Below are 26,659 nucleotides of genomic sequence, written 5' to 3' on the forward strand. Positions count from 1 at the left end.
TACGGACCCGGGTCCGTACCGTCGTAATCTCTAACCGAGACCCAGCCGCAGCCCTGCCACCCCGGCCGGGGAGAGCGGGCGGGCAGTGGCCCGGGAAAGGTCGGCGCGGATGCCGTCCGGCAGCTCCTCGCCGAGCGCGCAGAGGGCCGGGTAGAGGTCGAGGACCTGGCGGTGGCTGAGCGCCCCGGCGCCGATCAGCAGCCCGTTGAGCGCGGTCGGCGTCTGGCCGAGCTCGCCGCAGAGCTCCTTGCGCCAGGCCGGGTCGTGGATCTGATCGGCGAACTCGCGGGCGATCCGGTTGCCGGCCGGGGAGCGCAGGCCGCCGAGGGTGTTCTGCCGGTGCCGGGCGATCGGCGGGGCCAGCCGGCAGGCGATGCCGAGGCGGCGGGCCAGCTGCGGCACGGTGAGCACGTCCATGCCGTTCGCGCAGTTCTCGCAGAGCCGCTGGAAGGTCTTGGCGTGGATCACCGTGGCCGGCCGCTGACAGGCGCCGTCCAGGCCGCAGGAGGGGTCGAGGATCACTTCGGTGAGGGTGCCCTCGTGGTCGAATCGCCCGACCGCGAAGTAGATCGCGGGCTGGGTGCGGTAACGGGCCAGGGCGGCGCGGGCGCTGACGTATCCGTCGGGGTCGACGCCGATGCGTGGCACACCGGCTTCGGTGTGCAGCTGGATGAGCCGGAACATGGTGCACGCTCCCGGGGTGAAGCGAATTCGGTGTCGTTTCCCGGTACGCGCGTCATCGCAAAAAAGTTCAGTCGTCACTCTCTGTTGTTGATCGGTGACGACATTTGCGCTGGCAGGCGTTCCGGGAGCAAGCGCAGATTACTCGGTGTAACGTAAATTGGCTAGCGCCGGACGGCGGTTCACCCACCTCGGTAACGGACTGCTGGCATCCTGGTGACGATGACGACGGACAGTGCGCTCTGCGTGTGCGGGCACCCGGCCGGGGCGCACCGGCACTATCGCCCGGGCAGTGAATGTGTGACCTGTGCGCCGGGGCGGTGCCCGCGGTTCCGTCGTTCCCGCTGGTGGCGCCGGTGGACGGACTGACCGGCGCCCGCATGCTGGGCGACCGGGGGTGCGAAAGCCTAGTAGCTCTGTAGGCTTACCTCACTTTGCGCGCGAGCTCGCGGCGTTCGAGGGGGGACCCCATGGCACTTCCCGACTTCCTGATAGCCGGCGTTCCCAAGGCCGGCACGACAGCCCTGCACGCGGCCCTGACCGGGCATCCGGAGCTGTACCTGTCCCCGGTCAAGGAGCCGAAGTTCTTCCTCTCCGACGGGCCGCCACCGGAGCACGGCGGCCCGGGTGACGTGCAGACCTACCAGGAGCACGTCTGGCGGCGGCCGGACTACGAGGCGCTGTTCGCCAAGGCGCCGGCCGGCGCGCGGCTCGGCGAGGCGACCCCGTTCTACCTGCACGACCTGGACGCGCACGACCGGATCCGGAAGCTGACCCCGGAGGTGCGGATCGTCCTGCTGCTGCGCGACCCGGTGGACCGGGCGCACTCCAACTGGACCCACCTGTGGAACGCCGGCCTGGAGGCGGAGGCCGACTTCCTGGCCGCCTGCCGCGCCGAGCCGGCCCGGATCGCGGCCGGCTGGGCGCAGTTCTGGCACTACCTGGGCCTGGGGCGGTACGGCCACCAGCTCGAGCACCTCTACGAGCGCTTCCCGCGCGAGCAGGTGCTGCTGCTGCGCTACAAGGAGCTCAAGGACGCGCCGGCGGCCACGCTCGACCGGGTCTGCGCGTTCCTCGGGGTGCGCACCGGGCTGCTCACCGCGATCCCGAAGGAGAACGTGAACCGGCACGTCGTCGAGGACACCGCGGTCAACGCGGTGCTGCGCGGCCTGCTGCGCACCGGCGGCACGTTCGGGCAGCACTTCCCGGTGCCGCTGCGGCTGGCCGCCCGGGGGCCGCTGCTGACGCTGCTGCACCGCAAGAAGGGGACACGCCCGGTCACGACACCCGCCGAGCGGGCCGCGCTGCTGCCACACTTCACCGACGACATCGCGCTGCTCCAGGAGCTCACCGGCGAGCGGTTCGACGACTGGCTGAGCGTCGACCGGCACGCCCGGGCCACACCGCATTCACAGGAGGTCAAGTGACCGTCGGAACCACCACCCTGCCGCTGCCGAGCTGGGAAGACTCCACCGTGGTGGTGGAGCCGCCGGGCACCGAGCCGGGGGCCTGGTCCGGCGCGCCCAGCTCGATCGTGGCCGACGGGCACGTCTACCTCGCCTACCGGCTGCGGCTGCCGATCGGGGCCGGCCGGGGCATCGCCAACGTCGTCGCCCGGTCCTCCGACGGGCTGAACTTCACCGTGGTGGCCGAGATCGGCAAGGACACCTTCGGGGCGGAATCGCTGGAACGGCCGGCGCTGGTGCGTACCCCGGAGGGGCGCTGGCGGCTCTACGTCAGCGCGGCCACCCCGGAGACCAAGCACTGGCGGGTCGACCTGCTGGAGGCGGACACCCCGGAAGGGCTGGCCACCGCCGCGGCGGTCACCGTGCTGGCCGGCGACGAGACGGCGGCCTGGAAGGACCCGGTGCTGCACCACGACGAGCACGGCTGGCACCTGTGGGCGTCGGTGCACCCGCTGGAGTCGTGGGACGACGCCGACCGGATGACCACCGAGTACGCGACCAGCCCGGACGGCGTGCACTGGACCCGGCGGCGGACCGCGCTGGCCGGCCGGCCCGGGCGCTGGGACGCGCGCGGCGTCCGGGTGTCCTCCGTCCAGGTGACCGGGGACGAGATCACGGTCGCCTACGACGGGCGGGCGACGGCGGGGGAGAACTGGGAGGAGCGCACCGGGGTGGCCCGCGGCGCGCGCCTGCCGGACGGGACGTTCGGCGAGCTCACCGCGGAGGAGCACGAGCCGATCGGGAGCCCGCACCCGCCGTACGGGCTGCGCTACCTGAGCCTGGTCGACCTGCCGGACGGGGGCCGGCGGATCTACTACGAGGCGACGCGTGCGGATGGGGCGCATGACCTCCGTACGGAAAGGGTCTGATCGCTCTGGGTTATCGGTCTTGAACCTGAACCCCTGCTCAAGGATGGTTCGGTACTGAGAGGACCGTCACTCTGGGTGGGGTTGGGCGTGGGCTCCGGACGTCGGTGACCTAGCGTGGGGATCGACGTCAGGGCCCGCGTGACAACAGCGGTGCCCGGTCGAATGGCGGAACCGGCTCACAAGGCTCGGTTCCGCCATTTTTGCGGTTTGTGCCGGAGGGTTCGGGGTATCCCGGCCCAAACGGCGAAGGGACTTCCGTGCGGATGCTGGGTGGGCGCTATCAGCTGGTGCACCGGATCGGGCTGGGTGGCATGTCCGAGGTGTGGCGCGGCCACGACCAGGTCCTGGACCGCCCGGTGGCGGTGAAGATCATGGCCCCGGCGGTGGAGGGCACCCTCGGCGCGGCCGGGGCCGAGCTGATCCGGGCCGAGGCGCGGTCGGCGGCGCGGCTGGCGCACCCGAACGTGGCCGGCGTGCACGACTTCGGCACGTCGCCGGCGCCCGGGCGGCCGGACGTGCCGTACATCGTGATGGAGCTGGTCGAGGGCCAGACGCTGAGCCAGCACCTGCGGACGGGCCGGCTCGACTGGCGGATCGGGGTGCGGATCTGCGCCGAGGTCGCGGCCGCGCTGGCCGCCGCGCACGCCGAGAACGTGGTGCACCGCGACATCAAGCCGGCCAACGTGATGCTCACCCCGAGCGGCGCCAAAGTCCTCGACTTCGGCATCGCGGCGGCGGTCGGCGCGCCCGAGTCGGACCCGGACGGGCCGGTGATGGGCACCCCGGCCTACGTCGCGCCGGAACGCTTCGAGGGGCACCCGGCCGGGCCGGCGTCGGACATGTTCGGCCTCGGCTCGCTGCTCTACCACTGCCTGGCCGGCCGGCTGCCGTGGACCACCACGTCGCACACCGAGCTGATCCGGGCCCAGCGCTACCACGACCCGGAGCCGCTGCCGCACCTCGAGGGCGTGCCGCCGGAGGTGCTCGACCTCTGCTACCGCTGCCTGCGCCGGGACCCGGCGGACCGGCCCACCGCCCTGGTCGCCGCGCTGCTGCTGGCCGAGGCGGTGGACGCCCGGGTCTACGTGCCGATGATGGACCTGAGCGCGTCCGCGCCCGCCTGGGACCAGCGGGCCGCCGACGAGCCGACCTACGCCGGCGACCGGCCGGTGGTGAACTCAGGCGCGCGGCACCACGACGAGCGGACGGCCCGCCCGTCGCAGAAGCCGGCCCGACACGCCGCCGAGTAGCACCCGCCGGGCCGGGCCGTAGCCGCGCGAGCCGCAGAACAGCACGTCCACGTCGGTCATCCCGGCGAGCTCCTCGACCACGTCCCCGGAGCGCAGCTCGCACACCACGGTCACGTCCGGGACGGTGTCCGCGGCCTTGCGCAGCGCCTCCTCGTAGATCTCCCGCGCGGTGTCCAGGAACGCCCGCTCGGCGTCGTCCCCGATCATGAACGGCAGCGCGGCGTCCCCGCCGGCCGCGACCGTGACCAGCCGCAGCGGGCTGCCGGTCCGCCGGGCCAGCTCGGCCCCGGCGGCCAGCGCCGCCCGCCCGTCCGGGGTGTCCACGTAGGCGACGCCGATCCGGCCGGCCGTGCCCGGCGCAGCGCCACCGCCGGCCGGGGTGACCGCGACCGGGCAGACGCTGCCGGCCAGCAGCCGCTCGGCGGTGCTGCCGGCGAAGATCCGGGCGGCCGGGGCGGCCGCGCCGGAGCCGACCACCAGCAGCGCGGCGCCGGTCTGCTCGGCGAGGTCGTGCAGGCCGTGCGCGGCCGAGCTGGACGCGACGATCCGGTAGTCGACGCCGGGCGGGTCGTCCAGGGTGGAGCGGGCCTCGTCGAGCACCCGCTCGGCGGCCCGGTGCCGGTCGGCGATCCACTCCGCGTCGACCCGGCCGGCGCCGATCGCGGACGGCACCGGATGGACCACCGCGACGATCAGCGGCGCCGCGGTCCGCTCGGCCAGCCACCGGCCGAGCGCGAGCGCGTCGGCGGTGCCGGCGCTGTGGTCGGCCCCGACGATCACCGGGGCGGTCATGACTCCGGCCTCCGCTCGGCCTCCTGGCGCACCCGGGAGTGCCGGTAGCCGTAGAGCCCGTAGATGATCAGGCCGACGACCAGCCACACCCCGAACCGGATCCAGGTGTCCACCGGCAGGTCGGACATCAGGTAGACGGCGAACCCGACGCCGAGCAACGGCAGCAGCGGCGACCACGGCACCCGATAGGGCCGGGGCATGTCCGGCCGGGTCCGGCGCAGGATGATCACGCCGATGTTGACCAGGACGAACGCGAACAGCGTGCCGATGTTGACCAGCTCGACGATGGTGCCGAGCGGGACCAGCGCGGCCAGGATCGCGATCAGCACGCCGAGCGTGACGGTCAGCCGGGCCGGGGTGCCGTACCGCGGGTTGACCTTGGCCATCCGGCGTGGCAGCAGGCCGTCCCGGCACATCGCGAAGAAGATCCGGGTCTGGCCGTAGAAGATCACCAGCACCACGCTGGTGATCGCGACCACCGCGCCGAGCGCGAGGATCCCGGCCGCCCAGCTCATCCCGGCGCCCTGGTCCAGCGCCGCCGCGAGGGGCGCGTCGCTGTCCTTCATCTGGTCCGGGCTGGCGATGCCGAGCGCGGCGACCGCGGTGAGGATGTAGAAGACCGTGCAGATGGCGAGCGAGCCGATGATCGCCCAGGGCAGGTCGCGGGCCGGGTTGCGGGCCTCCTCGCTGCCGGTGGAGACCGCGTCGAACCCGATGTACGCGAAGAAGATGATCGCCGCGGCCGCGGTCACCCCGTCCATGCCGGCCGGCGCGAACGGGTGAAAGTTGCCGGTGCCGAAGTTCGCGAACGCCACCACCAGGAAGAACACCAGCACGGTCAGCTTCACCACGACCATCACCAGGTTCGCCCGGGCGCTCTCGGTCACGCCGCGGATCAGCAGCAGCGTGATGGCCAGGACGATGAAGACGGCCGGCAGGTTGATGATCCCGCCGTCCTCGGGGGACTTGGCGATGGCGTCCGGCAGGGCGACGCCGAACGCGGCGTCCAGGAACGCGTTGAGGTTGCCGCCCCAGCCGATCGCGATGCCGGCCACCGACACCCCGTACTCCAGGATCAGGTCCCAGCCGATGATCCAGGCGACCAGTTCGCCGAGGGTGGCGTAGGTGTAGGTGTAGGCGCTGCCGGAGACCGGGATCGAGGACGCCAGCTCGGCGTACGACAGTGCGGAGAACACGCAGGCCACCGCGGCCAGCGCGAAGGACAGGATGACGGCCGGCCCGGCGATGCCGGAACCCTTGCCGATCACCACGAAGATGCCGGTGCCGATGATCGCCCCGACGCCCATCGCGGTCAGCTGGGTGACGCCGACCGCCTTCTTGAGCTCGGTGCCCTCCTCGGCGGTCTCGTGGATCAGTGACCCCACGTCCCGGATCGCGAACAACCCCGACCTGGCCATGCCGTTCCCCTTCCGACGCGTCAGATCACCGTCATCCCGCGTTCCGGGCCGCGCAAGCCGCGGGCCCGGCTGATCAGCGCGATGTGTGAACTTCGCCCGTTCAACTTGCGAATCCGCACCCGGCGTACGCGTTGTGCGGCTCCTCCGGTAAACCGCGCGGCAGCCTGCGAGGAGCACACCGGGACGGGTACGGTGGGGAGATCGGGCAAATCGCCCGACTCGTTTATTCGGTGGGCGAGGTCGCGATGGGCGAGGCCGTGATCACCACACGGCGGCAGGCCGACGGCTCCATGATCGTCGATGTGCGTGGCACTCTGGACTCGGCCACCGTGGAGTCACTGCGGGACACGCTCCTGGAGACGCTGCAGCGGGACCGGCCGACCCTGCTGGTCGTCGACCTGACGTTCGTGACGTTCATGGACTCGGTCGGCATCGGCGCCCTGGTCGCCGGCCAGCGCGCGGCCCGGGACGTGGGCGCCGGCTTCCAGCTGCGCAACCCGAGTGAGTTCGTGCACCATCAGTTGCGCGTCACCGGTCTGACCGAGCTGCTCGGCCTGACCGGGACCCGTCACTTCAGCCTCTGACGTCACTGTTCGCCGTGCTGTCCCGCGTGCTCCGTGGACGCCAGGACGTGAAGCATCCTTGTGATAGCGTCCGGGCCCGCAGCTGTGAGAGTCGCCCCGCCGTGTGTGCGGCCCGACCGTGGCTGTGTGACCACGGGGGGAAGACAGGATGTTCTCGTCGCGCGCGGCTCGCCGCTCGTTTCTCGGGACGCTCGCATTCGGGGCGACGGCACTCGCCGCCGGCCTGAGCGTCGCGCGCAAGAAGCCGACCCAGCGGCGCTGGCCGGACCGGTCGTCGATCAGTCCCACCATCCTGGAGAACCGCGCCGAGGGCGACGGCGGCTGGCGCCCGAACGAGACGGTCAAGGACCGGGCCCGCGAGATCCAGGGGTACGCCTCGACCACGTCGGTGAACGCGGGCGAGTGGATCGACTTCCACATCGCGGTCGCCGACGCCCAGCCGTTCACCGTCACGCTGCACCGGATCGGGCACTACGACGGTGCCGGCGGCCGGATCATGCACTCCACCGGCGAGCTGACCGGCAGCCCGCAGCCGCTGCCCGAGATCGACCCGGAGACCGGGATGATGGACTGCCGGTGGCCGGCCACCTGGACGTTCCAGATCCCCGAGGACTGGGCCTCCGGGCTCTTCCTGGCCACCTTCGCGACCCGCGACGGGCTGCACCGGGCGAGCACGCCGTTCGTCGTGCGCAACGACGACCGGCGGCCGGAGTTCCTGGTCGTGGTGCCGTTCACGACGTACGCCGCGTACAACACCTGGCCGCTCGACGGGGTGCACGGCAAGAGCCTCTACAAGGGCTACCGGCCGGACGGGTCGCTCGGCGGCCTGCCCGAGCGGGCCCACCGGGTGTCCTTCAACCGGCCGTTCTTCAACGGCGGCCGGCCCACCTGGTTCGCGCTGGACGTCGCCGCCGCACAGTGGATCGAGTCGCACGACTACGACGTCGGTTACGTGACAAGCGTCGACCTGCACGAGGGCCGGGTCGATCCGGCCCGGCACCGGGCGCTGGTCTTCTCCGGCCACGACGAGTACTGGTCGCCGGCCATGCGCCAGGTGGTCGAGACGGCGATCCGGGACGAGACCCACTGCGCGTTCCTGACCGCGAACAACGTCTACTGGAACATCCGCCTCGACGCCGACCCGCAGGGTGTCCCCGGCCGGGTGGTGACCTGTTACAAGGGTGCCCCGGACCCGGCCCCGGAGGAGCCCGGCCCGACGGTCCTCTGGCGCAGCGTCGGGCACCGCCGCAAGCACGCCGAGGCGCGGCTGCTGGGCGTGGCGTACAACGGGATCCTGCGCCAGCCGGTCCCGCTCGTGGTGAGCAAGGCCGACCACTGGTTCTGGTCCGGGACCGGCGTGCGCGACGGCGAGGAGATCCGGGACCTGGTCGCGGTCGAGGCGGACGGCTGGTGGCCGGCGCTGCCGACCGACTACGAGTCCGCGCAGACCCTGCTGTCCCGCAGTCCGTACCAGGACAAGCTCGGCCGCGGGTACCAGATCCAGCACACCAGTCTCTGCGAGACCCCGAAGAAGACGATCATGTTCGTCGCCGGGACCTTCCACTGGCCGCTGGCCCTGGCCGAGTCGAAGTACACCGACCCGCGGATCCAGCAGGCCACGAAGAACCTCTTCGACCGGTTCCGCAAGTCCACATAGGCCGGTCAGCGGGCCGGTGCCGGACGGGCCGCCGGGCGGGGCGTGGACACCGCCAGCGACAGCGGGCCGCGGATGATGCTGGCGTTGCGGCGGCGCAGCGCCCCGGCCCGGCGCAGCCCCGGCATCCGCTCGGCCAGCATCCGCAGCGCGATCCCGGCCTCCAGCCGGGCCAGCGGCGCCCCCACGCAGTAGTGGATGCCGCCGGAGAAGGCCAGGTGATCGGCCTCCGGCACGCGGTGCAGGTCGAACCGGTCGGCGTCGGCGTAGACGGCCGGGTCCCGGTTCGCGCCGCCGAGCAGGCAGACGATGAACTGGCCGCGCCGGACCGGCCGGCCGGCGATCTCGACGTCCTCCCGGGCGCACCGCGCGGTCCGCTGCACCGGCGGGTCCCAGCGCAGCGTCTCCTCGACCGCGGCGCCGGCCAGCCCGGCCGGGTCGGCGCACAGCGCGTCCCACTGCGCCGGGTGGTCGAGCAGCGCGTTCACCGCGTTGCCGATCAGGTTGACGGTGGTCTCGAAGCCGGCCACCAGCAGCAGCCGGCACATCGGCAGCAGCTCGTGCGACTGGATCTGGTCACCCTCGGCGGCCAGGATGCGGCTCACCGCGTCGTCGGCCGGCTCGCGTCGGCGCAGCGCGAACAGCCGGACGAACACCTCGTCCATCGCGTTGCTGGCGGCCCGCAGCGCCGCCGCGTGCCGCAGCGACCGGACCCCGTCGAGCGCGCTGCCGACCACCGCGCCGTGCTCGGCGAACGCGTCGGCGTCCGCGTCCGGGATGCCCAGCAGGTCGGAGATCACCGCGATCGGCAGCGGCGCCGCGAAGTCGTGCACCACGTCGAACGTCCCGGTGGCGGCGGCCGCGTCGAGCAGGTCGCCGACCACCCGCTCGACCCGCGGGCGGTAGCCGGCGATCTGCTTCGGGCTGAACGCCGGCTGCGCCAGGCGGCGCAGCCGGGTGTGCTCCGGCGGATCCTTGTCCAGCATCGACATGTCGATCTCGTCGCCCGGCGCGCCGGGCCCGTTCATCGCCACCGCGCGCGGACCGAACCGCCGGTCCCGCAGCACGGTGTTGCACACCGCGTGGGTCGCGGTGGTGAAGTCGCCGAGCCGGGTCGGCATCAGCGGCCCGAACGCCCGGACCTCGTCGTAGACGGCGTACGGATTCTCCCGGCCCTCGGCCAGGTGCAGCCGGGACAGCGGGTCCCGGCGCACCCGGCCCCAGTAGTGGATGGCGAGTTGGCGCCGGTAGAGCGCGGCGGCGAAGCGCAGAGCCTGCATATTCCGCACGTTACTGCACGAATCGCCGCCGTCACTCCACGTCAACTAGCGGATTTCCGCCACGTAACCGCTGACCCAGGCCAGCGCCGCGTTCCAGTTGATCGTCAACTCGTTCGTGGACCACGACTGGATGTCGTCGATGTAGCAGAACTGGCCCACACAACCCGTCAGCTTCTCCTGGGCCAGGGGGTCCTGGATCGAGGAGTTCGGGCCGCCGGCCAGGCTGCCGACCGGCGGGTGCGGCAGCGCCGGGTCCAGCTCGGCGGCGTACCAGCGGCTGTGCTCGTTCTGCGCGCTGACCTCGCCGTACCCGGTGACGTAGGAGCGGTTCAGCGCGTTGCGGCCGAACAGCCAGTCCAGGCCGGTCAGGACGCCGTCGCGGTAGCGGTCCCGGCCGGTCAGCTTCTGCGCGGCGGCGAGCACCACCAGGTTGTTGGCGACGATGCTGGCCGAGCCCCAGTCCCACATGTTGTTCGCGGGGGAGTAGGCGACGCCGTACGCCTGCGCCCGCTGGATCGCCAGGTACTTGTCGGCGCCGGCGACCACCTGTGCCTTGACCGTGCCCAGGCCGGGCAGTTTGTTCGGGAGCAGGGCCAGGTCGATCTTCGCGGCGGCCGCGGTGGACGCCCAGTCGAAGGCGACCGGGCCGAACACGTCGGCGGTGTGCTCCGGGGAGGCGGTCACGTCGGTCGCGTACGTCTTCTCGCCGGTGGTGAGGAACAGCTCGGCGGCCGCCCAGTAGAACTCGTCGGACACCTTCGCGTCGTTGTACGCCCCGCCGCCGACCCCGTCGGACTCCGGCGCGAGCGCGATCGGGTTCGTCTTCGCCGCGGTGTACGCCTTCCGGGCCGCGGCCAGGGCGCGCTTGGCGAACGCCGGGTCGAACTTGGCGTAGACCCGGGCCGCCTGGGCCGCGGTCGCCGCCAGGTTCAGGGTCGCCGCGGTCGAGACCGGGTGCAGCTCGCGCGGCTGCGGGTCCTGGGCGGGCAGCAGCGGCAGCCCGGTCCAGGCCTGGTCGTGGATCTTGTGGTGCACCATCCCGTTCGGCGCCTGCATGCTGAGCAGGAAGTCCAGCTCCCAGCGGACCTCGTCGAGGAGGTCCGGCGTGCGGTTGCCGCTCTCCGGAATTTTGAGATCAACTTTGCGTACGGCCTGGGACTGCTCGTACTCGCTGAGCAGTTCCCACACCGAGATCCCGCCGTTGACGACGTACTTGCCGTGGTCGCCGGCGTCGTACCAGCCGCCGCGCACGTCCAGCGTGTAGTCGCAGACGCCGGGCTGGCAGGGCACGTTGCCGTCGCCCTGGTTCGGGGCGACGTCGACGTGCCCGGCCGCGCGGCCGTAGCCGGGGCGCAGGTCGTCGCGGATCTCGATGCCGGAGCGCTGGGTGTAGTAGAACTTCAGCGCGTCGGCTCTCAATCCGACATAGGCTGATTTGTCGATGTCGAACGGGCGGGACGTCTCGCCGTCCGCGGTGATCGTGAAGCCCGTTCCGGCTTTCGTGTAACGGCTGAAGTCGATCGTCTGGACGTTCTGCCCGGAGCTCGGGTCCACGCCGTACGGCGAAGTCTTGCCCTTGAATGCGATTTTTCCGTTTTTATCCGACAAAACCCAAGGCAGCGGTGTCGTGGTCTCGGTGACCAGCGTCGCGGCCTTCGGGCCGGACGGCAGGTAGGCGACCTGGTTGACCCGGACGCGCGGCCCGGTGTCCGGCACGTAGACCTCCGGCGGCACGCCCCCGACCAGCGAGACGTTGTCCACGCAGAAGTGCCAGGGGTCGGCGCTGCCACCGATCTGGAACGCCACCTGCCCCTGCGCGGTGCTGGTCGACGCGGTGAACGTGTACGCGTAGTGCTGCGTGTCGCCCAGCACCGGTGACTGCTCGAAGTACGTGTCGTAGGGGCTGACCGCGAGCCCGGTGATCGCCCGGGCGACATGCCCGGCGTCCCCGCTCGCGTCGAAGCTGAACCGGTACGTCTCGCCGGCGACCAGGTCGATGTCGTTCTGCCCGATCGCGGCGTCCCAGCGGTTGGTGGTCCCGCCGGGCACGTCCACGCAGGCCCGGCCGTCGGTCAGGCTGATCGGCATGCCCGCGGTGGACCAGAACGGGTCGGCGGTGCCGTCGAATCCGCCGTTGACGACCTGTTCGACTTCATCGGCATGCGCCGGAGCGGCGGCTCCGACCAGGAGGAGTGCCGCAAAAGCGGCGATTGCGCGGGAGCGCTCCCATAGATGCATGGAGACATATTGATTACCCGCGTGTTACCGCGTCAACGCCCCTGGTCGCGGATCCAGGCGTCGATCAGGCCGCCGAAGTGGGCGAGGAACTTCTCGTGCTCGTGCACCGGGAACATCGCGCGGACCGTTTCGCGCAGCAGCGAGCGGAACTCTTCCGAGGTCACCCACGCGTAGACCACCTCGTCGACGTGCGCGAGATGCTTGTCGCAGAACTCGCGGTAGCGGTCGATGTCGAAATATCGGTCCGCAAGTTCCCGATAACCCGAAAGTCTTTCCTGGTACGACCGGTCCGGGTCGTCGGCGACCGCGAAATAGTCGGCCATGTCGGTGTCCAGGCGCATCCGCCGGCCGGTCACCACGCAGAACGTCGTCCACCGCAGCAGCGCCGTCATCGCCCACGGGAAGTAGTAGTGCAGCGAGGTCAGCGCCACGTCCGGGCACGCGTTCGCGTAGTCGATCGGGTAGACGTCGTCGCCGCGCACCAGCGACTCGCACGAGTTGAACTCCCACCGGAAGAACGCGTTCACCAGCCGGGAGATCGTCACCACCTCGTCGCCGGCCGGGTCCGAGAGGAAGTGGTGGTCGACCTCGTAGCGCGCGTGCATCGGCTGATCCGGGCGGAACCGCATCACCATCGTCTCCGGGCCGATCGTCAGCGACCGGGCGAACACGTCGTAGTCCTCGACCGACGCCTGCAGATGCATCAGGCGCTCGCCGGACGCGTCGTACGCCGCATGCAGTTCGTCCGGGTTTCTGATCTTCGACACGCCGACCCAGGCGCCGCCGTCGTACGGCTTCATGTACAGCGGATACCCGATCGACGCGGCCGTCGCCTCCAGGTCGAACGGCCGGTTGTAGCGGGCCGCCGTGTACGCCCAGCGGGAGTTGTCGAGCGGGTTCTTGAACGGCACCAGCACCGTCTCCGGCACCTTCAGCCCGAGCCGCATCATCGCGCAGTACGCCGCGTGCTTCTCCAGCGACTGGAACGTGAACGGGCTGTTCAGCAGGTACACGCCGTCCATCAGGGCGATCTTCTTGAGCCACTCCCGGGGGTGGTAGTACCAGTACGCCAGCCGGTCGATGACCAGGTCGTGCTGCGGCCGGTAGCGCAGGTTGAACGGCTCGATGGTGACCCGCACCGACCGCGACCGATGCGAGCGGCCGTCCGGCCCGGTGACCGTGCCGAGCCGGCGCAGCAGCGACTCGTAGGCGCGTGGCCAGTCGTCCTCGGTGCCCAGCAGTAGTCCGATGGTGTGCTCGACGTCGGCCACGGTCGCCTCCCTGTCCCGTTGTCAGTCCCGCCATGCCCGGTTCAGCAGCGTCGTCAGGTGCGCGTTCAGCGCGGTGCGCCAGGTGTCCCAGTCGTGCCCGCCCGGGCCGACCTCGAAGGCGACCGGGTAGCCCTGCTCGCGCAGGGCCCGCGCCATGTCCCGGTTGTTCGGCAGGTTCTCCTCGGTGGCGCCGCAGGTCATCGTGATCGGCACGGCCGGGCCGCGCGGGGCGGTGCGGACCCGGCGGACGTACCGGATGATCCGCGGCCAGCGCGCGAAGCCGGACTCCTGCCGGTCGTGCCGCGGCTGGAAGAAGCTGCCCGACTGCAGGAACAGGCCGGCGAACCCGGCCGGGTGCGAGCGCTGCGCGTGCAGCATCGCGAGCGCGCCGAGACTGACCCCGGCCCCGACGGCGCGCCGGGCGCCGAGCCGGGCCCGCAGCCGGGGCAGAATTTCCAGACCCAGGGCCTTCGCGTACGCCGGGCAGGCCGAATACCACTCGTCGCGGTGCTCCGCCGGGAGCAGGGCCAGGTGGTAGTCATTCGCCAGCGCGGCGTGCTCGGCGAGGCCCGCGTAGTCCGGACCGTCGTGGGCGATCACCAGCCGGTCGGTGTCCGGGCCCGGTGACCAGACGCGGGCCGTGATCGTCGCCCGGAGGGCGGGCAGCGGGAGGCGAATCCGTCGCCAGCGGCCCGCTCCCATGAACGTACGTTAACGCCGCGCCGTGGTTTTCGCCGTGTTCTTCGGTCCGGTCCCGGCCGGGCCCTTCCGCGGGTCAGGTGCCGGGCCGCCGGGCCCGGGCTCGCCGCCGATCTCGGTGATCCGGGTGGTCACGTCCCGGACCAGGGCCGGGTCGCCGGTCGCGCCGGCCGCCGCCAGCAGCACCACCAGTGCCGCGGCGCTCCGCTCGGCCGGGCAGTCCGGCAGCAGGGCCGGCAGCCGGGCGGTCATCAGCTCCACCGCGGCCCGCGGCCGGTTCCGGCGCCGGTGCAGGAAGCTCCCGCGCATGGTGGCCGCCTCCAGGGCGTTCTCCGGCGCCACCGCCCCGTGCCCGGCCACCTCGGCGGCGTGCCGGGTCAGCCGGTCCATCGCCTCGGTGTCGCCGCGCATCTCCGCCGCGTCCACCCGGTTCAGCACCGAGCGCAGGTAGTCGTCGACCCCCTCCGGCAGCACGCTCCGGAACAGCCGCTCGGCCGCCGCGAAGTACGTCTCCGCCTCGCCGAGCCGGACCCGCGCCCGGGCCCGATCCGGATCCGGGGCGGCGGCGCGGGCCAGCTCGACCTCGACCACGGCCAGGTTGTCGTAGGTGATCGCCCGCCCGACCGGGTCCCCGACCAGCGGCCCGACCTCCAGCGAGCGGACCAGGCAGCGCCGGGCCCGGTCGAAGTCCCGCTGCTGGTACGCGGTCAGCGCGAGGTTGTTGAGGATCGCCGAGTGGGTTCCCGGATCCGGGTCGCCCACCACGCCGAGCGCGGCCAGCGCCCGCTCGAAGTGGCCGGCCGCCTCGCCCGGCCGCCCGGCCCGGCGCAGCATCTCGCCACGTTCGTTCTCCGCGGCCGCGACGGCCCCGGCGGCGTGCACGCTCCGGTAGATCTCCGCCACCCGACCTCCACGGCTCCCGCTCCCACCTAGATCAAGTATAAAAGCGACAAATGCGAAAAACGGCCCGGCGTGGCCGCGATGTCAGCCCCCTCCGGCGTGCGGATCACGACTGGCTAGGTTGGTGGGATGAGCGAGGCGCCGGAGTGGCTGTCGGAACGGGCCGCGGCCGCCGAGCGGGAGACCGGGACCACCTTCGACCTGACCGCCTGCGTGCGGGAGCCGATCCACCGGCTCGGCGGGGTGCAGTCGTACGGCGCGCTGGTCGGCGTCCGGGCCGGGCGGATCGCGGTGGCCAGCGCGAACGCCGCCGCTCTCCTCGGCCGGGCGGGCCCCGGCGACGGGCTGGTCGGCGAGCCGATCGGGACGCTGCTCGACCCCGGGCAGATGGATCGGCTCGAGGCGCTGGCCGACGCGGACGCCGGGCAGACCGCGATGATGCCGGTGCGGCTGACCGGCAGCGATCAGCCGTTCGACGTGACCACGCACCGGGCCGACGGCCTGCTCGTGCTGGAGTTCGAGCCGGCCGCCGCCGGGGCGGGCGCCGCCGCCACCACGATGCTGGTGCGGCAGGCGCTGATGCGGATGCAGCGGGCGGCCACCGTGGCCGAGGCGACCGCGGCCGCGGTCCGTGAGATCAAGGCGATCACCGGCTACGACCGGGTGGTCGCCTACCGGTTCGAGTCGATCGACGGCCCCGGCGAGGTGCTCGCCGAGGACGTGGTCGCCGACTGGGAGCCGTGGCAGGGCCTGTGGTTCCCGGCCACCGACATCCCGCCGCAGGCCCGCCGGCTCTACGAGCGCAACTGGATCCGGGTGATCGCGGACGTCGCCGACACCACCGCCCGGCTCGTCCCGGCGACCCTGCCGGAGACCGGCGAGCCGCTCGACCTGTCCCTGTCGGTGCTGCGCACGGTCTCCGAGTTCCACCTGGAGTACCTGCGCAACATCGAGGTCACCTCGTCGATGTCGGTGTCGCTGCTCGCCGACGGCCGGCTCTGGGGCCTGATCGCCTGCCACGGCCGGGCCGCGAAGGCGCTCAGCCCGCAGGTCCGGGCCGCCTGCGAGTTCTTCGGGGTGGCGCTGTCGCTGCACCTGGCCGGGCTGCGGGAGCGCGACGAGGCGGCCGCCCGGGAACGGTCCCGGATCGCGATCGCCCGCCTGCTGGAGCGGATCTCGATCGACCTGGCCGCGGGCCCGTCGCCGGCCGGCCTGGAGCGGGTCGTCGAGTGCGATGCGGTGGCCGTCCGGTTCGCCGGGGTGGTGACGGTCGCCGGTGACCTCCCGGCCGGGGCGGTCGAGGAGCTGCTGGCCGGGGTGCCCGCCGGCGAGCTGTGGCACAGCGACCGGCTGGGTGGGGACGGGATCGCCGGGGCACTGGTGCTGCCGGTCGGCGGCGCCGGGGACTGCGTGGTCTGGTTGCGCCGCGAACGCACGGTGGCCCGGCGGTGGGCGGCCGACCCGCGTACCCCGGTGGTCCTCGGCCCGAACGGCCGCCGCCTGACGCCGCGCGGCTCCACCGCGGTCTTCCTCGCCACCGTGCGCGGCCGCAGCACCCCGTGGACCGTCACCGACCTGGCGATGGCCGCCGAGCTGGGCCGGTCGCTGACCGAGATCGCGCTGGCCCAGGCGCGCCGGCTGGCCGCCGTCAACATCGAGCTGACCCGCAGCAACGTGGACCTGAACGCGTTCGCGCACGCGGCCGCGCACGACCTGAAGGAGCCGCTGCGCGGGATCGCCAACTACGCCACGTTCATCGCCGAGGACACCGCGGGACGGCTGGACGAGCTGACCGAGCGCCGGCTGGCGTCCATCCAGCGGCTGGCCGGGCGGATGGACGAGCTGCTCAACGCGCTGCTCTACTACTCCCGGCTGGGTCGTACCGAGCTGCACCGGGAACGGATCGACCTGCGCGCCGCGGTGGACCGGGCGCTGGAGGTGGCCGGCCCGCGCCTGGCCGAGCAGGACGTCCTGGTCGAGCTGGCCGGCGACCCGGAGCCGCTGTCGGCCGACCCGGTCCTGTTCGACGAGATCCTGGTGAACCTGCTGGTCAACGCGGCCAAGTACGCGCGCGAGGACGGCCCCCGCCGGGTGGTGATCGGCTCCGAGGGGCCGGCCCTGTTCGTCCGGGACAACGGCATCGGCATGCCGGACCACCTGCGGGAGCAGGCGTTCGAGCTGTTCCGGCGGCTGCACCCGGGCGCGGACGGCTCGGGCGCCGGGCTGGCCATCGTGCGCCGGATCGTGGAGCGGCACGGCGGTCAGGTCTGGGCGGCGGAGTCCCCGGGCGGCGGCACCACGATGTGGGCGACGTTCCCCCAGTAGTCCAGCGTCTGCCGCAGCACGGTCTGGAACAGCGCGAAGTTGACCGGCTTGTAGATGTAGCTGTCCGCCCCGGCGGCGAAGCAGGCGTCCGCCTCGGCCTGGTCCTCGGACGAGGTGAACACGACGATTCGGAGCGCGTTCCAGGCCGGGTCGGCGCGCACCTGCCGGAGCACCGCCAGCCCGCCCTCGCCCGGCATGTTCAGGTCGAGCAGCATCAGCCAGGGTGGGACGGCGCCGGCCGCGGCCAGCCGGGGCAGCACCTCGCCGCCGGAGCGCAGGAACTCCAGCCGCGCGCCGGGGTGGGAGCGGCTGATCGCGCGTTCGATCGCCTCCACGTCCTCCGCCGAGTCCTCGACGACCAGGATGGCTGCGGTCACGGTGAAACCCCGATCGCTAGTACGGCGATGTCGTCGGCCCCGGTCACGCCGAACCCGGCCGCGGCCGTGCTCAGCTCGCGGACCAGCCGCTCCGGTGGCACGTCCCGGAGCTGTGCGAGCACCTGCGGCAGCGCGGCGTCCTCGAACATCCGGCCCTCGGCGTCCCGGCTCTCGGTCAGCCCGTCGGTGTACATGATCAGCGTGTCGCCGGGGCCGAGCCGCAGCCGGGACCGGCCGACCCGCAGCCGCGGCAGGACCCCGATCGGGGTGCCGCCGCCCCGGCCGCGCTCCGCGGGCGCGCCGCGCCGCAGGATCAGTGGCACCGGGTGCCCGCACGACATCCACTGCACGGTGAACCCGTCGCCGTCCGGCCGGAACAGGGCGATCCCGGCGGTCAGGAACCGCCACGAGTCCTCCCGGCGCAACGACGTGTTGAGCCGGCCGAGCGCCCGGGCCGGGGACAGCCCCTCCTGCAGCAGCGCGCCGAGCGTGTGCCGGGCCATCCCGGTCAGCGCGGCCGCGTCCACGCCGCGCCCGCAGACGTCGCCGATCAGGGCGCCGACCACGCCGTCGCCGCGTACCACCACGTCGTAGAAGTCGCCGCCGACCTCCACCACCCGGTCGCCGACCGTGTAGGAGGCGGCGAACTCCAGCCCGGGCACCGCCGGCAGCCGGCGCGGCAGCAGGTGCTGCTGCATCGCGACCACCTCGCGGCGCCGCTGCTCGTAGAGCTCGCCGTTGTCCAGCGCGAGCGCGGCCCGGTGGGCCAGGTCGCGCAGGAAGTGCGCGGGCGGCACGTCACCGGGGTTCCGGTCGAACATGAAGATCAACACCCCGGAGGTACGACCCCGGGCCCGCAACACCTGCACGTCGACGAACCGGGCGCCGGGGACGGCGGTCTCGGCCCGCAGGCCCGGCCGCCCGGCCACCGCGTCGGCGGCCAGCGCCGCCAGCCGCCCGGCCACCGCCTCGTCGGCGAGCAGCGCGGACAGCCGCCGCATGTCGATGTGCACCCAGCTGCGCAGGTCCAGCCGGTCGTCGTCGGCGAGGTAGACCAGACAGCCCTCGGCGATCGCCGGCACCGCCATCCGGGCCACCCGGCGCATCGTCTGCGCCCGGTCCAGCACCGCGTCCATCTGCAGCGACGCCTCGGCGAGCAGCGCGTCCCGGGTCTGCTGGGCCTGCTCGGCGCGGTGCGCGGCGAGCCGCCGGACCGCCTCCCGGGTGACGTCGGCGACCTGGTCCAGGCAGACCTGGGCGCGCCGCGGGTCACCGGTCCCGTCGAGCAGCACCATCATCGTCCCGCCGACGTCGCCGGCGCCGTCGAACCGGGTGACCACGACGTGCCGTACGCCGTGCTCCTCGAGCCAGTCGTGCTTGTCGTCGCCGGCCGCGCAGGCCAGCGCGACCGGCCGGGCGTCGCCCTCCAGGGGCAGGCCGGCCGAGCGGTAGACGGTGATCGCCGCCCCGGTGGTGTGCCGCAGGCCCCACACGCCGACCGCGCCCGGCACGTCCAGCAGCGGCGGCAGGACCAGGCCGGCCAGGTCCTCCCGGGATCCGATGGTGGCGACGCAGGCCCAGAGGCGGTGGATGGTCGCCGCCCAGTCGGGTTGCTCCGTAGTCACGGGTGGCGACTGTACAGGCCTATCGTGGGGCGCATGCGGATCCGGATCGAGGGGCGGGATCTTCCGCAGTCCTCGGAGCTGCGGCTGAACAACGTGCACGTCGGGATGCAGCGCAGGGCCGAGGTGGTCGGCCGGGTCCCGGTGACCGAGCCGGCCGCGACCTGGGAGCTGGAGGTCGCCGCCCGCGAGGTCGACGGCCTGCTCGACGTGGGCGGCCCGTGGGTGCACGGCCGGCCCGGCGCCCGGTTCCTCTACCTGAACTGGGGCGCGGTGACCGGCGACGTCTTCGCCGGGTTCCGCCGGGCCAAGCTGATGTTCGGCGACGTCCCCGGCCCGCTGCTGCGCGCGGCCGTCGAGGATCCGGACGTCGTCCTGGTCGGCCGGCTCGGCCTGACCGACGAGGTGGGCGGCCCGCGCTGCGCGCGCGTCCGCCCACCGGTGATCAGCTGGTCGCTGGAATGACCCCGACGACCTTGCCGCTGACCCGGTTCGCCTCGATGTCGCGGTGCGCCTCGGGGATCAGATCCAGGGGGTACGTCGTGACCGGCCCCAGCGAGAGCGACCCGTCGGCGAGCCGGTCCAGCACGCTCTGCAGCACCGCGGCCGGCAGGTTCGCGGCGTCCCCGCTGTAGGACGTGAGCCGCACCCCGGTCGGCAGGTACGCGATCGGGTAGAAGTCCTTGACGATCCACTCGTCGGCGAGCATCCCGGCGAAGCAGACCGTGCCGTGCACCCGGGTCGCGGCCAGCGTGTCCGGCAGCGTGGTGGTGCCGACCAGCTCCAGCGCCGCGTCCACGCCCGCCGGGACGAGCTCGCGGACCCGGGCGGCCACGTCGCCGTCGTCCAGGACCGGGTGGTCGACGCCGTGCGCGGCCAGCTCGGCGAGGCGCTCCGGGCGGCGGGTGGTGGCCAGGACGGTGGCGCCCAGGTCCCGGGCGAGCGCGGCGGTCGCGTAGCCGAGCGCGGACGTGCCGCCGCGGATCAGCAGGGTCTGACCGGCCCGCAGGTCCAGCCCGGTGGTCAGCGAGCCGTACGCGGTCTGCAGGGTCTCCGGGACCGCGCCGAGCACGTCCCACGGCAGGTCCGAGCGGAACGGGATGACCTGCGAGCGGGGGACCACCACGTATTCCGCGTAACCGCCGTCGAAGGCCCGGCCCATGCCGCCCATCATCGCCGCGACCTGCTGCCCGGGGGCCAGGACGCCGTCCGGGTCGAGGTCGAGCACGCCGGTGGCCTCGATGCCGGGGACGATCGGGAAGTGGGCGTTCTCCGCGTAGCCGAGCCGGAGGTGCAGCTCGGAGCGGTTGAGACCGAAGGCGCGCACCTGGATCCGTACCCAATCGGGTTGGGGGTCGGGTTTTTGCCAGGCACGGACCTGGAGGTTGTCGGCGGGCCCGGCACCGGAGAGCACGATCGCTCGCATCGTCGTCATGCCCGGGAAAACTACATGCCTGGGAAGATTATTCCGTGGCAGCGAAAATCTCGACCGGCTCCGGACGGCCGAAGTGGTAGCCCTGCAGCAGGTGGAAGCCGAGCTCGGTGAGCGTCTCCGCGGTCCGCTCGTCCTCCACCCCCTCGGCGACCAGGGTCAGCCCGAGCCCGTGCGCCATCCGGGCGACCGACTCGACGATCACCCGGTTCGCCGGCTGGTGCACCCGGGTCACGAAGGAGCGGTCCAGCTTCAGCTCGTCCAGCGGCAGCTGGGTGAGCAGGCCCAGCGACGTGTTGCCGGTGCCGAAGTCGTCGATCGCGACCCGGACGCCCATCGCCCGCAGTGTCCGCAACCGATCAGCGCTCTCGGCCGGCCGGGTCATCACCGCGCTCTCGGTCACCTCGACGATCAGCGCCTCGGCCGGCAGCCCGGTCCCGGCCAGCAGGTCGCCGATCGTGGCCACCACCCGGTCCGAGGCGAGGACCGGGGCGGCGAGGTTCACCGCCACCGGCACGGTCCGGCCCGCGCGGTGCCAGCGCGCCGCCTGGTGGACCGCGTCGTCCAGCACCGCGGCGGTCAGCAGGTGGATCACGTCGGAGCGCTCGGCCTGCGGCAGGAAGACGCCCGGCGGCAGCAGCCCGCGCCGCGGGTGCGACCAGCGGACCAGCGCCTCCACCGAGGCGGTCGCCCGGGTCCGCGCGTCGACCAGCGGCTGGTAGTGCAGGACCAGCTCGCCGTCGCGGATCGCGGCCCGCAGGTCGGTGTCCAGCTCCAGGTCGATGGCGTCGGTGGCGAGCGCGGCGTGCCAGAGCTCGATCCGGGTGCGGTCGCGCTTGGCCGCGTACATCGCGGCGTCCGCCCGGGCCACCAGGTCGCCCAGGTCCCGGCAGCCGGTCGGGCCGATCACCGCGATGCCCATCGAGGCCTCGACCGTGATCGGGACGCCGGCCACCGCGAACGGCCCCTGGATGGCGTGCAGCAGCTTGTGTCCCGCCTCGGCCGGATCGGTGCCCGGCCAGACGTCGGCGTCCGGGGTCAGGACCACGAACTCGTCGCCGCCGACCCGGAACGCCCGGGCCGGGGCGCACGCGCCGGTCAGCGCGTCGGCGACGTGCCGCAGCAGCTCGTCGCCCCGGCTGTGGCCGAGCGAGTCGTTGATCTCCTTGAACCGGTTGAGGTCGATCACCCAGGCGGCCGCCCGCGGGCCCGGGGCCGGCTGCTCCAGCAGGCCGCGCCGGTTGCCCAGCCCGGTCAGGTCGTCGGTGTGCGCCATCGCCTGGTACCGCCGGCTGAGGTGCTCGACCAGCGGGCCGACCGGCGCGACCCCGACCGTGCCGTCGCCGAACCGCACCACCAGCGGGATCGCCTTGACCGTGTCCGGCCGCTGCATCGCGGCGCGCGCCGCGTCCCCCCAGCCGGTGCCGGCCGGGAGCACCAGGGCCGGCCGGCGCAGCAGGCTGCGCAGCGGCTTGCGCTGCAGCAGGGCGCGACCGTAGCCGAGCCGGCCGGCCAGGATCAGGTCGAGGAAGCCGCGGTCGACCAGGTAGAGCTCGCCCTCGGCCTCGGTGACGACGCCGAGCAGCTCCGGATCGCCGCGCAGGGCGGCCTCGATCTCGCCCATCGGGGTGTCCGGCGGGGTGATCGGCACCGGTGCGGCCAGGTCCGCGAGCACGGGGGTGTGCACGTGCCCGCCTCCCCTCGACCCGCAACCATCGTGAACCGCCGATACGCCACCGGACCGGCGGATCACGATTATGCCCGGCTGTCCGATGCGCGGGCAGACTTGTAATGAATCGTTTTCGGAACGGTTGCTTGCGCCCGGCCCGCTTTCGCTTTCCGGACAGTTCGCCGCGCGCACCGGCCTTCCCGGAACTTGTCGGAGGGTCGGCCTAGAGTCGTGCGCGTGCCCGAGCTCCGCGCGATTCCTTCCTTCAAGATCAAGATCAAGACGATGGCGACGTACGCGTGAGCACCGTCCTGCCCAGCGGCGAGTCCGGCGTCCGGGTCCTGCACGGGTTCGTGAGCCGGGACGGCGGCCTGAACCTGTGGGCCGAGGCGGGCGCCCCGCTCGACGTCCCGCCGGCCGGCCGGGGCGTCCCCTGGCACCCGTTCGCCGTCCCCGCCGGTGACCTGCCGGCCGGCGACCGGCGCGAGCCGGCCCTGCTCACGCTCCCGTCCACCGGCGCCGGTCCGCTGCCCTCCCCGCAGGTCGGGCTCCCGCCCCGGCGCGGCGCCCGGCGCGCCCGGGTGTGGCGGGTCCCGTCGGTCGGCGTGCCGTTCCTCGACACCGACCTGGCCGCCGAGTTCGACGGCCGGGTCTCCCCGGCGGTCCGCTGGCTGATCGAGCTGTGCGGGTTCGCCGCGAGCCTGGTCCGGCGCGGCCGGGTGCTGCCCGGCGTGCGGCTGGACGGCCCGCGCCCGGCGGCCTGCTGGCGGCCGGTGCTGATCGGCGCCGACGCGGCCCGGCACGCCACCCTGCTGGACCGGATGCCGCCGGCCTGCCGCGCCGAGACCGCCGCCGGCGCCGAGACCCGCCCGGCCCGCCCGGGCGACCACACGCCGGACGTGGCCGCCCCGGCCGGCCTGCTCACCGCCGCGCTGGACCGGCTGGTCGACGGCCTGACCCGGATCCGGCTCGCGGAGTCCGAGGTGACCCTCGCCGACGGCGGCTGGCTGGGCGCGCTGACCGGCGAGCCCGAGTTCACCGCGCCGCACGACGAGCTGGACGAGCTGATCCGCACCCTGGACGCCTGGTTCGCGCAGGCCGCCCGCGGCGCCGAGGTGCGGGTCTGCTTCCGGCTCGGCGACCCGCGCGAGCACGAGCCGGTGCTGCCCGGCGAGGTGCGGCTGCCCAACGACGCCTGGCGGCTGGAGTTCCTGCTGCAGGCCGCCGACGAGCCGAGCGTGCTGGTCCCGGCCGCCGACGTCTGGCGCGACGCGTCCGCCCCGCTGCGCCGGTGGACCTCGCACCCGCAGGAGCGGCTGCTCGCCGGGCTGGGCCGGGCCGCCCGGCTGTGGCCGGCGCTCGGTGACGCGCTGCGCGCCGCCCGCCCCGCCGAGATGATCCTGGACACCGAGGGCGCGCACGGCTTCCTCAGCCACGCCGCGGTGCTCGAGGAGGCGGGGTACGGCGTGCTGCTGCCGGCCTGGTGGCGCCGCCGCTCCGGGCTCGGCCTGTCCCTGCGGGTCCGCACGCCGGAGACGGTCGCGCACGTGATGCGGGACCGGACGACCGGGCTGCGCGACCTGGTCGACTATCAGTGGGGGCTGGCGCTCGGCGGGCGCACGCTGACCGAGGACGACCTCGCCGACCTGGCCAAGGCCAAGGTGCCGCTGGTCCGGTTGCGCGGGCGCTGGGTGTTCATGGACGCCGACCGGCTCGCGGCCGGGCTGGCGTTCCTGCGCCGGGGCGGCGGGACGATGACGGCCGGCGACGCGCTGCGGATGACCCGGCTGCTGCCGCCCGAGGGGCTGCCGCTGCCGATCACCGACGCGCGCGGCGAGGGGTGGCTGGCCGACCTGCTCAGCGGGGAGCTGGACCAGCGGCTGGAGCTGATCGATCCGCCCGACGGGCTGAACGGGGTGCTCAAGCCGTACCAAATCCGGGGTTTCTCCTGGTTGGTCTTCATGGACTCGCTGGGACTCGGCGCGTGCCTGGCGGATGACATGGGCCTCGGCAAGACCGTGCAGTTGCTGACCCTGCTGCTGCACCGGCGGGACGGGCCGGCACTGCTGATCTGCCCGCTGTCGGTGCTCGGGAACTGGCAGCGCGAGGCCGCCCGGTTCGCCCCGGCGTTGCGGGTCACGGTGCTGCACGGCGCCGACCGGTCGGTTTCCGTCGATTCCTTCGATGATGTCGATCTGGTGCTGACCACCTACGCGACCGCGGTGCTCGACGCGGACAAGCTCGCCGAGATCTCGTGGGACCGGGTGGTGCTCGACGAGGCGCAGCACATCAAGAACAGCGCCGGCGCGGCGTCCAAGGCGGTCCGGCGCTTCCCGGCGCGGAACCGGATCGCGCTGACCGGCACCCCGGTGGAGAACCGGCTGGCCGAGCTCTGGTCCATCCTGGACTTCGTCAACCCGGGGCTGCTCGCGTCCGCGCACACGTTCCGCGCCCGGTTCGCGGTGCCGATCGAGCGGTACGAGAACGAGGAGGCCGCCGCCCGGCTGCGGCAGGCGACCCGGCCGTTCCTGCTGCGTCGCACCAAGGCCGACCCGGCGATCGCCGGCGACCTGCCGACCAAACGCCAGGTCCGGCACCTGTGCGGGATGACCACCGAGCAGGTCAGCCTCTACCAGGCGGTCCTCGACGACATGCAGGAACGCCTCGCCGACTGGAACCAGGAGCGGCACAAGGGCGTTGTGCTGGCCGCGATGACCAAGCTGAAACAGGTCTGCGTGCACCCGGCGCTGCTGCTCAAGGACGCGTCCCCGCTGCCCGGCCGGTCCGGCAAGGTGGACCGGCTGGAGGAGATCCTGGACCGCGCACTGGGGGCGGGGGAGAGCGCGCTGGTCTTCACCCAGTTCGCCCGGTTCGGCGGAATGCTCGCGCCGCACCTCGCCGCGCGGTTCGGGGTGAAGGTGCCGTTCCTGCACGGCGGCACCCCGCGCGGGGCCCGGGACGCGATGGTCGCCGAGTTCCAGGCGGCCGAGCAGCCGGGGGTGTTCGTGCTGTCGCTGAAGGCCGGCGGCACCGGGATCAACCTGACCGCGGCGAACCACGTGGTGCACGTCGACCGGTGGTGGAACCCGGCGACCGAGACCCAGGCCAGCGACCGGGCGTTCCGGCTCGGGCAGCGGCGGGACGTGCACGTGCACACGCTGGTCTGCCTCGGGACCCTGGAGGAGCGGATCGACCAGCTGCTGGTGGACAAGGGCGTGCTGGCCGAGCGGGTGGTGGGGTCGGGGGAGGGCTGGTTGACCGCGCTGTCCGCGACCGAGTTGCGGGATCTGTTCGCACTGGCTCCGGAGGCAATCGTTGACTGACTTCGCTCCCGCTTTTCTGGGCATGTTCGAGTCGCTGCGGATGGGGCCGACCTTCGCCCGGGGCCGGCGCGACGAGCGGGCCGGGCACGTGCGCAGCCTGACCGTCTCCAGCAGCCTCGCGGTCGCCCAGGTCCGCGGCCCGGACGACCCGGTCGCGTTCCGGTCCCGGATCGCGGTCCGCGCGTTCGGCGCCGCCGAGTGGGCCCGCGTCGAGTCCGCCCTGGTCAGCGAGGCCCGGTTCGTGGCCGGCCTGCTCGACGGCCGGATGCCGCCGGGCATCGAGTCGGTCTTCGACGACGCCGGGCTGACCCTGCTGCCGCTGTCGCTGGACGAGGTGGCGATGGACTGCACCTGCGAGCGCTGGCCGGTGCCGTGCATCCACCTCGCGGCGACCATCTATGCCCTGGCCCGCGCGTTCGAGGCGGACCCGTTCGAGGTGTTCACCTGGCGCGGGCGGCACCGCGACGAGCTGCTGATGCGGCTGCGGCGCCTGCGGGAGGCCGCCGCGGTAAACGCGGCCGAGGTCACCGATGATGCGAAAACGGCCACCCGGGCGGAAACTCCCGCCGAGCCGGAGGCGCCGCTGATCGATCCCGACGATCCGGCCGCGTTCTGGGGGCGCTCCCTGGATCTTGGCGAATCACCTGTTCAGGACGGGTTCGGCGGGCGTTCCGACGCGCTGCTCGACCAGCTCGACCCGCCGCGGCTGACCCATCACGGGCGGCCGTTGAACGAGGTGCTGCGGCCCGCGTACCTGCACCTTCCGGACACGTCGGGGGTCGGTCGAACGGACTAGTTCCCCGGAAACG

21 protein-coding genes are annotated in these 26,659 nt (G+C 73.2%); 9 read left to right on the top strand and 12 right to left on the bottom strand.

The genetic code is table 11. The annotated features are described in order from the left end of the window. Nucleotides 1–30: 30 nt before the first annotated feature. A complete protein-coding gene (locus tag L3i22_RS15185) occupies nucleotides 31–684 on the bottom strand; it encodes a hypothetical protein (RefSeq protein WP_221327610.1) in 654 nt (217 codons plus the stop codon). 467 nt (nucleotides 685–1,151) lie between these two features. On the opposite strand from L3i22_RS15185, the gene L3i22_RS15190 reads away from it, so the two are divergent. The 3 genes from L3i22_RS15190 (at nucleotide 1,152) to L3i22_RS15200 (ending at nucleotide 4,266) form a co-directional block, all read left to right on the top strand. Then, nucleotides 1,152–2,108, top strand: a complete 957-nt coding sequence (locus L3i22_RS15190; RefSeq protein WP_221327611.1) for a sulfotransferase — start codon at nucleotides 1,152–1,154, stop codon at nucleotides 2,106–2,108. Further along, nucleotides 2,105–3,016 (top strand): hypothetical protein, encoded by a 912-nt coding sequence (locus tag L3i22_RS15195; RefSeq protein WP_221327612.1) that lies wholly within the window; start codon nucleotides 2,105–2,107, stop codon nucleotides 3,014–3,016. Before L3i22_RS15190 ends, L3i22_RS15195 begins: the two co-directional genes overlap by 4 nt. 257 nt (nucleotides 3,017–3,273) lie before the next feature. Further along, complete coding sequence (locus L3i22_RS15200; protein WP_221327613.1) at nucleotides 3,274–4,266, top strand: serine/threonine-protein kinase; 993 nt, start codon at nucleotides 3,274–3,276, stop codon at nucleotides 4,264–4,266. Here L3i22_RS15200 and L3i22_RS15205 read toward each other — a convergent pair. Further along, on the bottom strand, nucleotides 4,195–5,058 hold the full coding sequence (locus L3i22_RS15205) for a universal stress protein (protein ID WP_221327614.1): 864 nt from the start codon (nucleotides 5,056–5,058) through the stop codon (nucleotides 4,195–4,197). The genes L3i22_RS15200 and L3i22_RS15205 overlap by 72 nt on opposite strands. Beyond that, nucleotides 5,055–6,476, bottom strand: coding sequence for an amino acid permease (locus L3i22_RS15210; protein WP_221327615.1), 1,422 nt, complete (start codon nucleotides 6,474–6,476; stop codon nucleotides 5,055–5,057). Before L3i22_RS15210 ends, L3i22_RS15205 begins: the two co-directional genes overlap by 4 nt. A gap of 257 nt (nucleotides 6,477–6,733) precedes the next feature. Here L3i22_RS15210 and L3i22_RS15215 point away from each other — a divergent pair, with 257 nt between their 5' ends. Together L3i22_RS15215 and L3i22_RS15220 are read left to right on the top strand one after the other, a co-directional pair. Further along, nucleotides 6,734–7,060, top strand: a complete 327-nt coding sequence (locus L3i22_RS15215; protein ID WP_255658250.1) for an STAS domain-containing protein — start codon at nucleotides 6,734–6,736, stop codon at nucleotides 7,058–7,060. A 148-nt stretch (nucleotides 7,061–7,208) separates the two neighbouring features. Next, nucleotides 7,209–8,717: a N,N-dimethylformamidase beta subunit family domain-containing protein gene (locus tag L3i22_RS15220; RefSeq protein ID WP_221327616.1), complete on the top strand. Its 1,509-nt coding sequence runs from the start codon at nucleotides 7,209–7,211 to the stop codon at nucleotides 8,715–8,717. 5 nt (nucleotides 8,718–8,722) lie between these two features. Here the strand turns inward: L3i22_RS15220 and L3i22_RS15225 are convergent, their stop codons facing one another. From L3i22_RS15225 to L3i22_RS15245, 5 genes are read right to left on the bottom strand one after another with little or no spacing between them, the layout of a single operon-like run. After that, nucleotides 8,723–9,994, bottom strand: a complete 1,272-nt coding sequence (locus tag L3i22_RS15225; RefSeq protein ID WP_221327617.1) for a cytochrome P450 — start codon at nucleotides 9,992–9,994, stop codon at nucleotides 8,723–8,725. Nucleotides 9,995–10,039: 45 nt separating this feature from the next. Further along, entirely contained in the window at nucleotides 10,040–12,232 is a 2,193-nt protein-coding gene (locus L3i22_RS15230; protein ID WP_221327618.1) for a glycoside hydrolase family 9 protein, read from the bottom strand. Nucleotides 12,233–12,264: 32 nt separating this feature from the next. After that, nucleotides 12,265–13,503 carry a RimK family alpha-L-glutamate ligase gene (locus L3i22_RS15235; RefSeq protein ID WP_221327619.1) on the bottom strand — a complete coding sequence of 413 codons (1,239 nt, stop codon included), beginning with the start codon at nucleotides 13,501–13,503 and terminating at the stop codon, nucleotides 12,265–12,267. A 21-nt stretch (nucleotides 13,504–13,524) separates the two neighbouring features. Beyond that, nucleotides 13,525–14,205, bottom strand: coding sequence for an esterase family protein (locus L3i22_RS15240; protein ID WP_221327620.1), 681 nt, complete (start codon nucleotides 14,203–14,205; stop codon nucleotides 13,525–13,527). Between the two features lie 9 nt (nucleotides 14,206–14,214). Beyond that, on the bottom strand, nucleotides 14,215–15,105 hold the full coding sequence (locus L3i22_RS15245) for a tetratricopeptide repeat protein (protein WP_221327621.1): 891 nt from the start codon (nucleotides 15,103–15,105) through the stop codon (nucleotides 14,215–14,217). A gap of 126 nt (nucleotides 15,106–15,231) precedes the next feature. Here L3i22_RS15245 and L3i22_RS15250 point away from each other — a divergent pair, with 126 nt between their 5' ends. Continuing rightward, nucleotides 15,232–17,427 (top strand): ATP-binding protein, encoded by a 2,196-nt coding sequence (locus L3i22_RS15250; RefSeq protein WP_221327622.1) that lies wholly within the window; start codon nucleotides 15,232–15,234, stop codon nucleotides 17,425–17,427. Here the strand turns inward: L3i22_RS15250 and L3i22_RS15255 are convergent. Then, nucleotides 17,364–17,804: a response regulator gene (locus tag L3i22_RS15255; RefSeq protein WP_221327623.1), complete on the bottom strand. Its 441-nt coding sequence runs from the start codon at nucleotides 17,802–17,804 to the stop codon at nucleotides 17,364–17,366. The genes L3i22_RS15250 and L3i22_RS15255 overlap by 64 nt on opposite strands. Continuing rightward, nucleotides 17,801–19,429, bottom strand: a complete 1,629-nt coding sequence (locus L3i22_RS15260) for a PP2C family protein-serine/threonine phosphatase (protein WP_221327624.1) — start codon at nucleotides 19,427–19,429, stop codon at nucleotides 17,801–17,803. Before L3i22_RS15260 ends, L3i22_RS15255 begins: the two co-directional genes overlap by 4 nt. Before the next feature lie 33 nt (nucleotides 19,430–19,462). Between L3i22_RS15260 and L3i22_RS15265 the strand changes: the two genes are divergently transcribed. Beyond that, nucleotides 19,463–19,891, top strand: a complete 429-nt coding sequence (locus L3i22_RS15265; RefSeq protein WP_221327625.1) for a DUF5990 family protein — start codon at nucleotides 19,463–19,465, stop codon at nucleotides 19,889–19,891. Here L3i22_RS15265 and L3i22_RS15270 read toward each other — a convergent pair. Both L3i22_RS15270 and L3i22_RS15275 read right to left on the bottom strand, forming a co-directional pair. Then, nucleotides 19,872–20,861 (bottom strand): zinc-binding dehydrogenase, encoded by a 990-nt coding sequence (locus L3i22_RS15270; RefSeq protein ID WP_255658252.1) that lies wholly within the window; start codon nucleotides 20,859–20,861, stop codon nucleotides 19,872–19,874. The two genes, L3i22_RS15265 and L3i22_RS15270, sit on opposite strands and share 20 nt — an antisense overlap. A gap of 28 nt (nucleotides 20,862–20,889) precedes the next feature. After that, on the bottom strand, nucleotides 20,890–22,545 hold the full coding sequence (locus L3i22_RS15275; RefSeq protein ID WP_221327626.1) for a bifunctional diguanylate cyclase/phosphodiesterase: 1,656 nt from the start codon (nucleotides 22,543–22,545) through the stop codon (nucleotides 20,890–20,892). A gap of 281 nt (nucleotides 22,546–22,826) precedes the next feature. Here L3i22_RS15275 and L3i22_RS15280 point away from each other — a divergent pair, with 281 nt between their 5' ends. Further along, entirely contained in the window at nucleotides 22,827–25,850 is a 3,024-nt protein-coding gene (locus L3i22_RS15280; protein ID WP_221327627.1) for a DEAD/DEAH box helicase, read from the top strand. Beyond that, complete coding sequence (locus tag L3i22_RS15285) at nucleotides 25,843–26,646, top strand: hypothetical protein (RefSeq protein WP_221327628.1); 804 nt, start codon at nucleotides 25,843–25,845, stop codon at nucleotides 26,644–26,646. Before L3i22_RS15280 ends, L3i22_RS15285 begins: the two co-directional genes overlap by 8 nt. The last annotated feature ends 13 nt before the right edge of the window (nucleotides 26,647–26,659 follow it).

The sequence above is a fragment of the Actinoplanes sp. L3-i22 genome, from assembly GCF_019704555.1.
GTDB lineage: Bacteria > Actinomycetota > Actinomycetes > Mycobacteriales > Micromonosporaceae > Actinoplanes.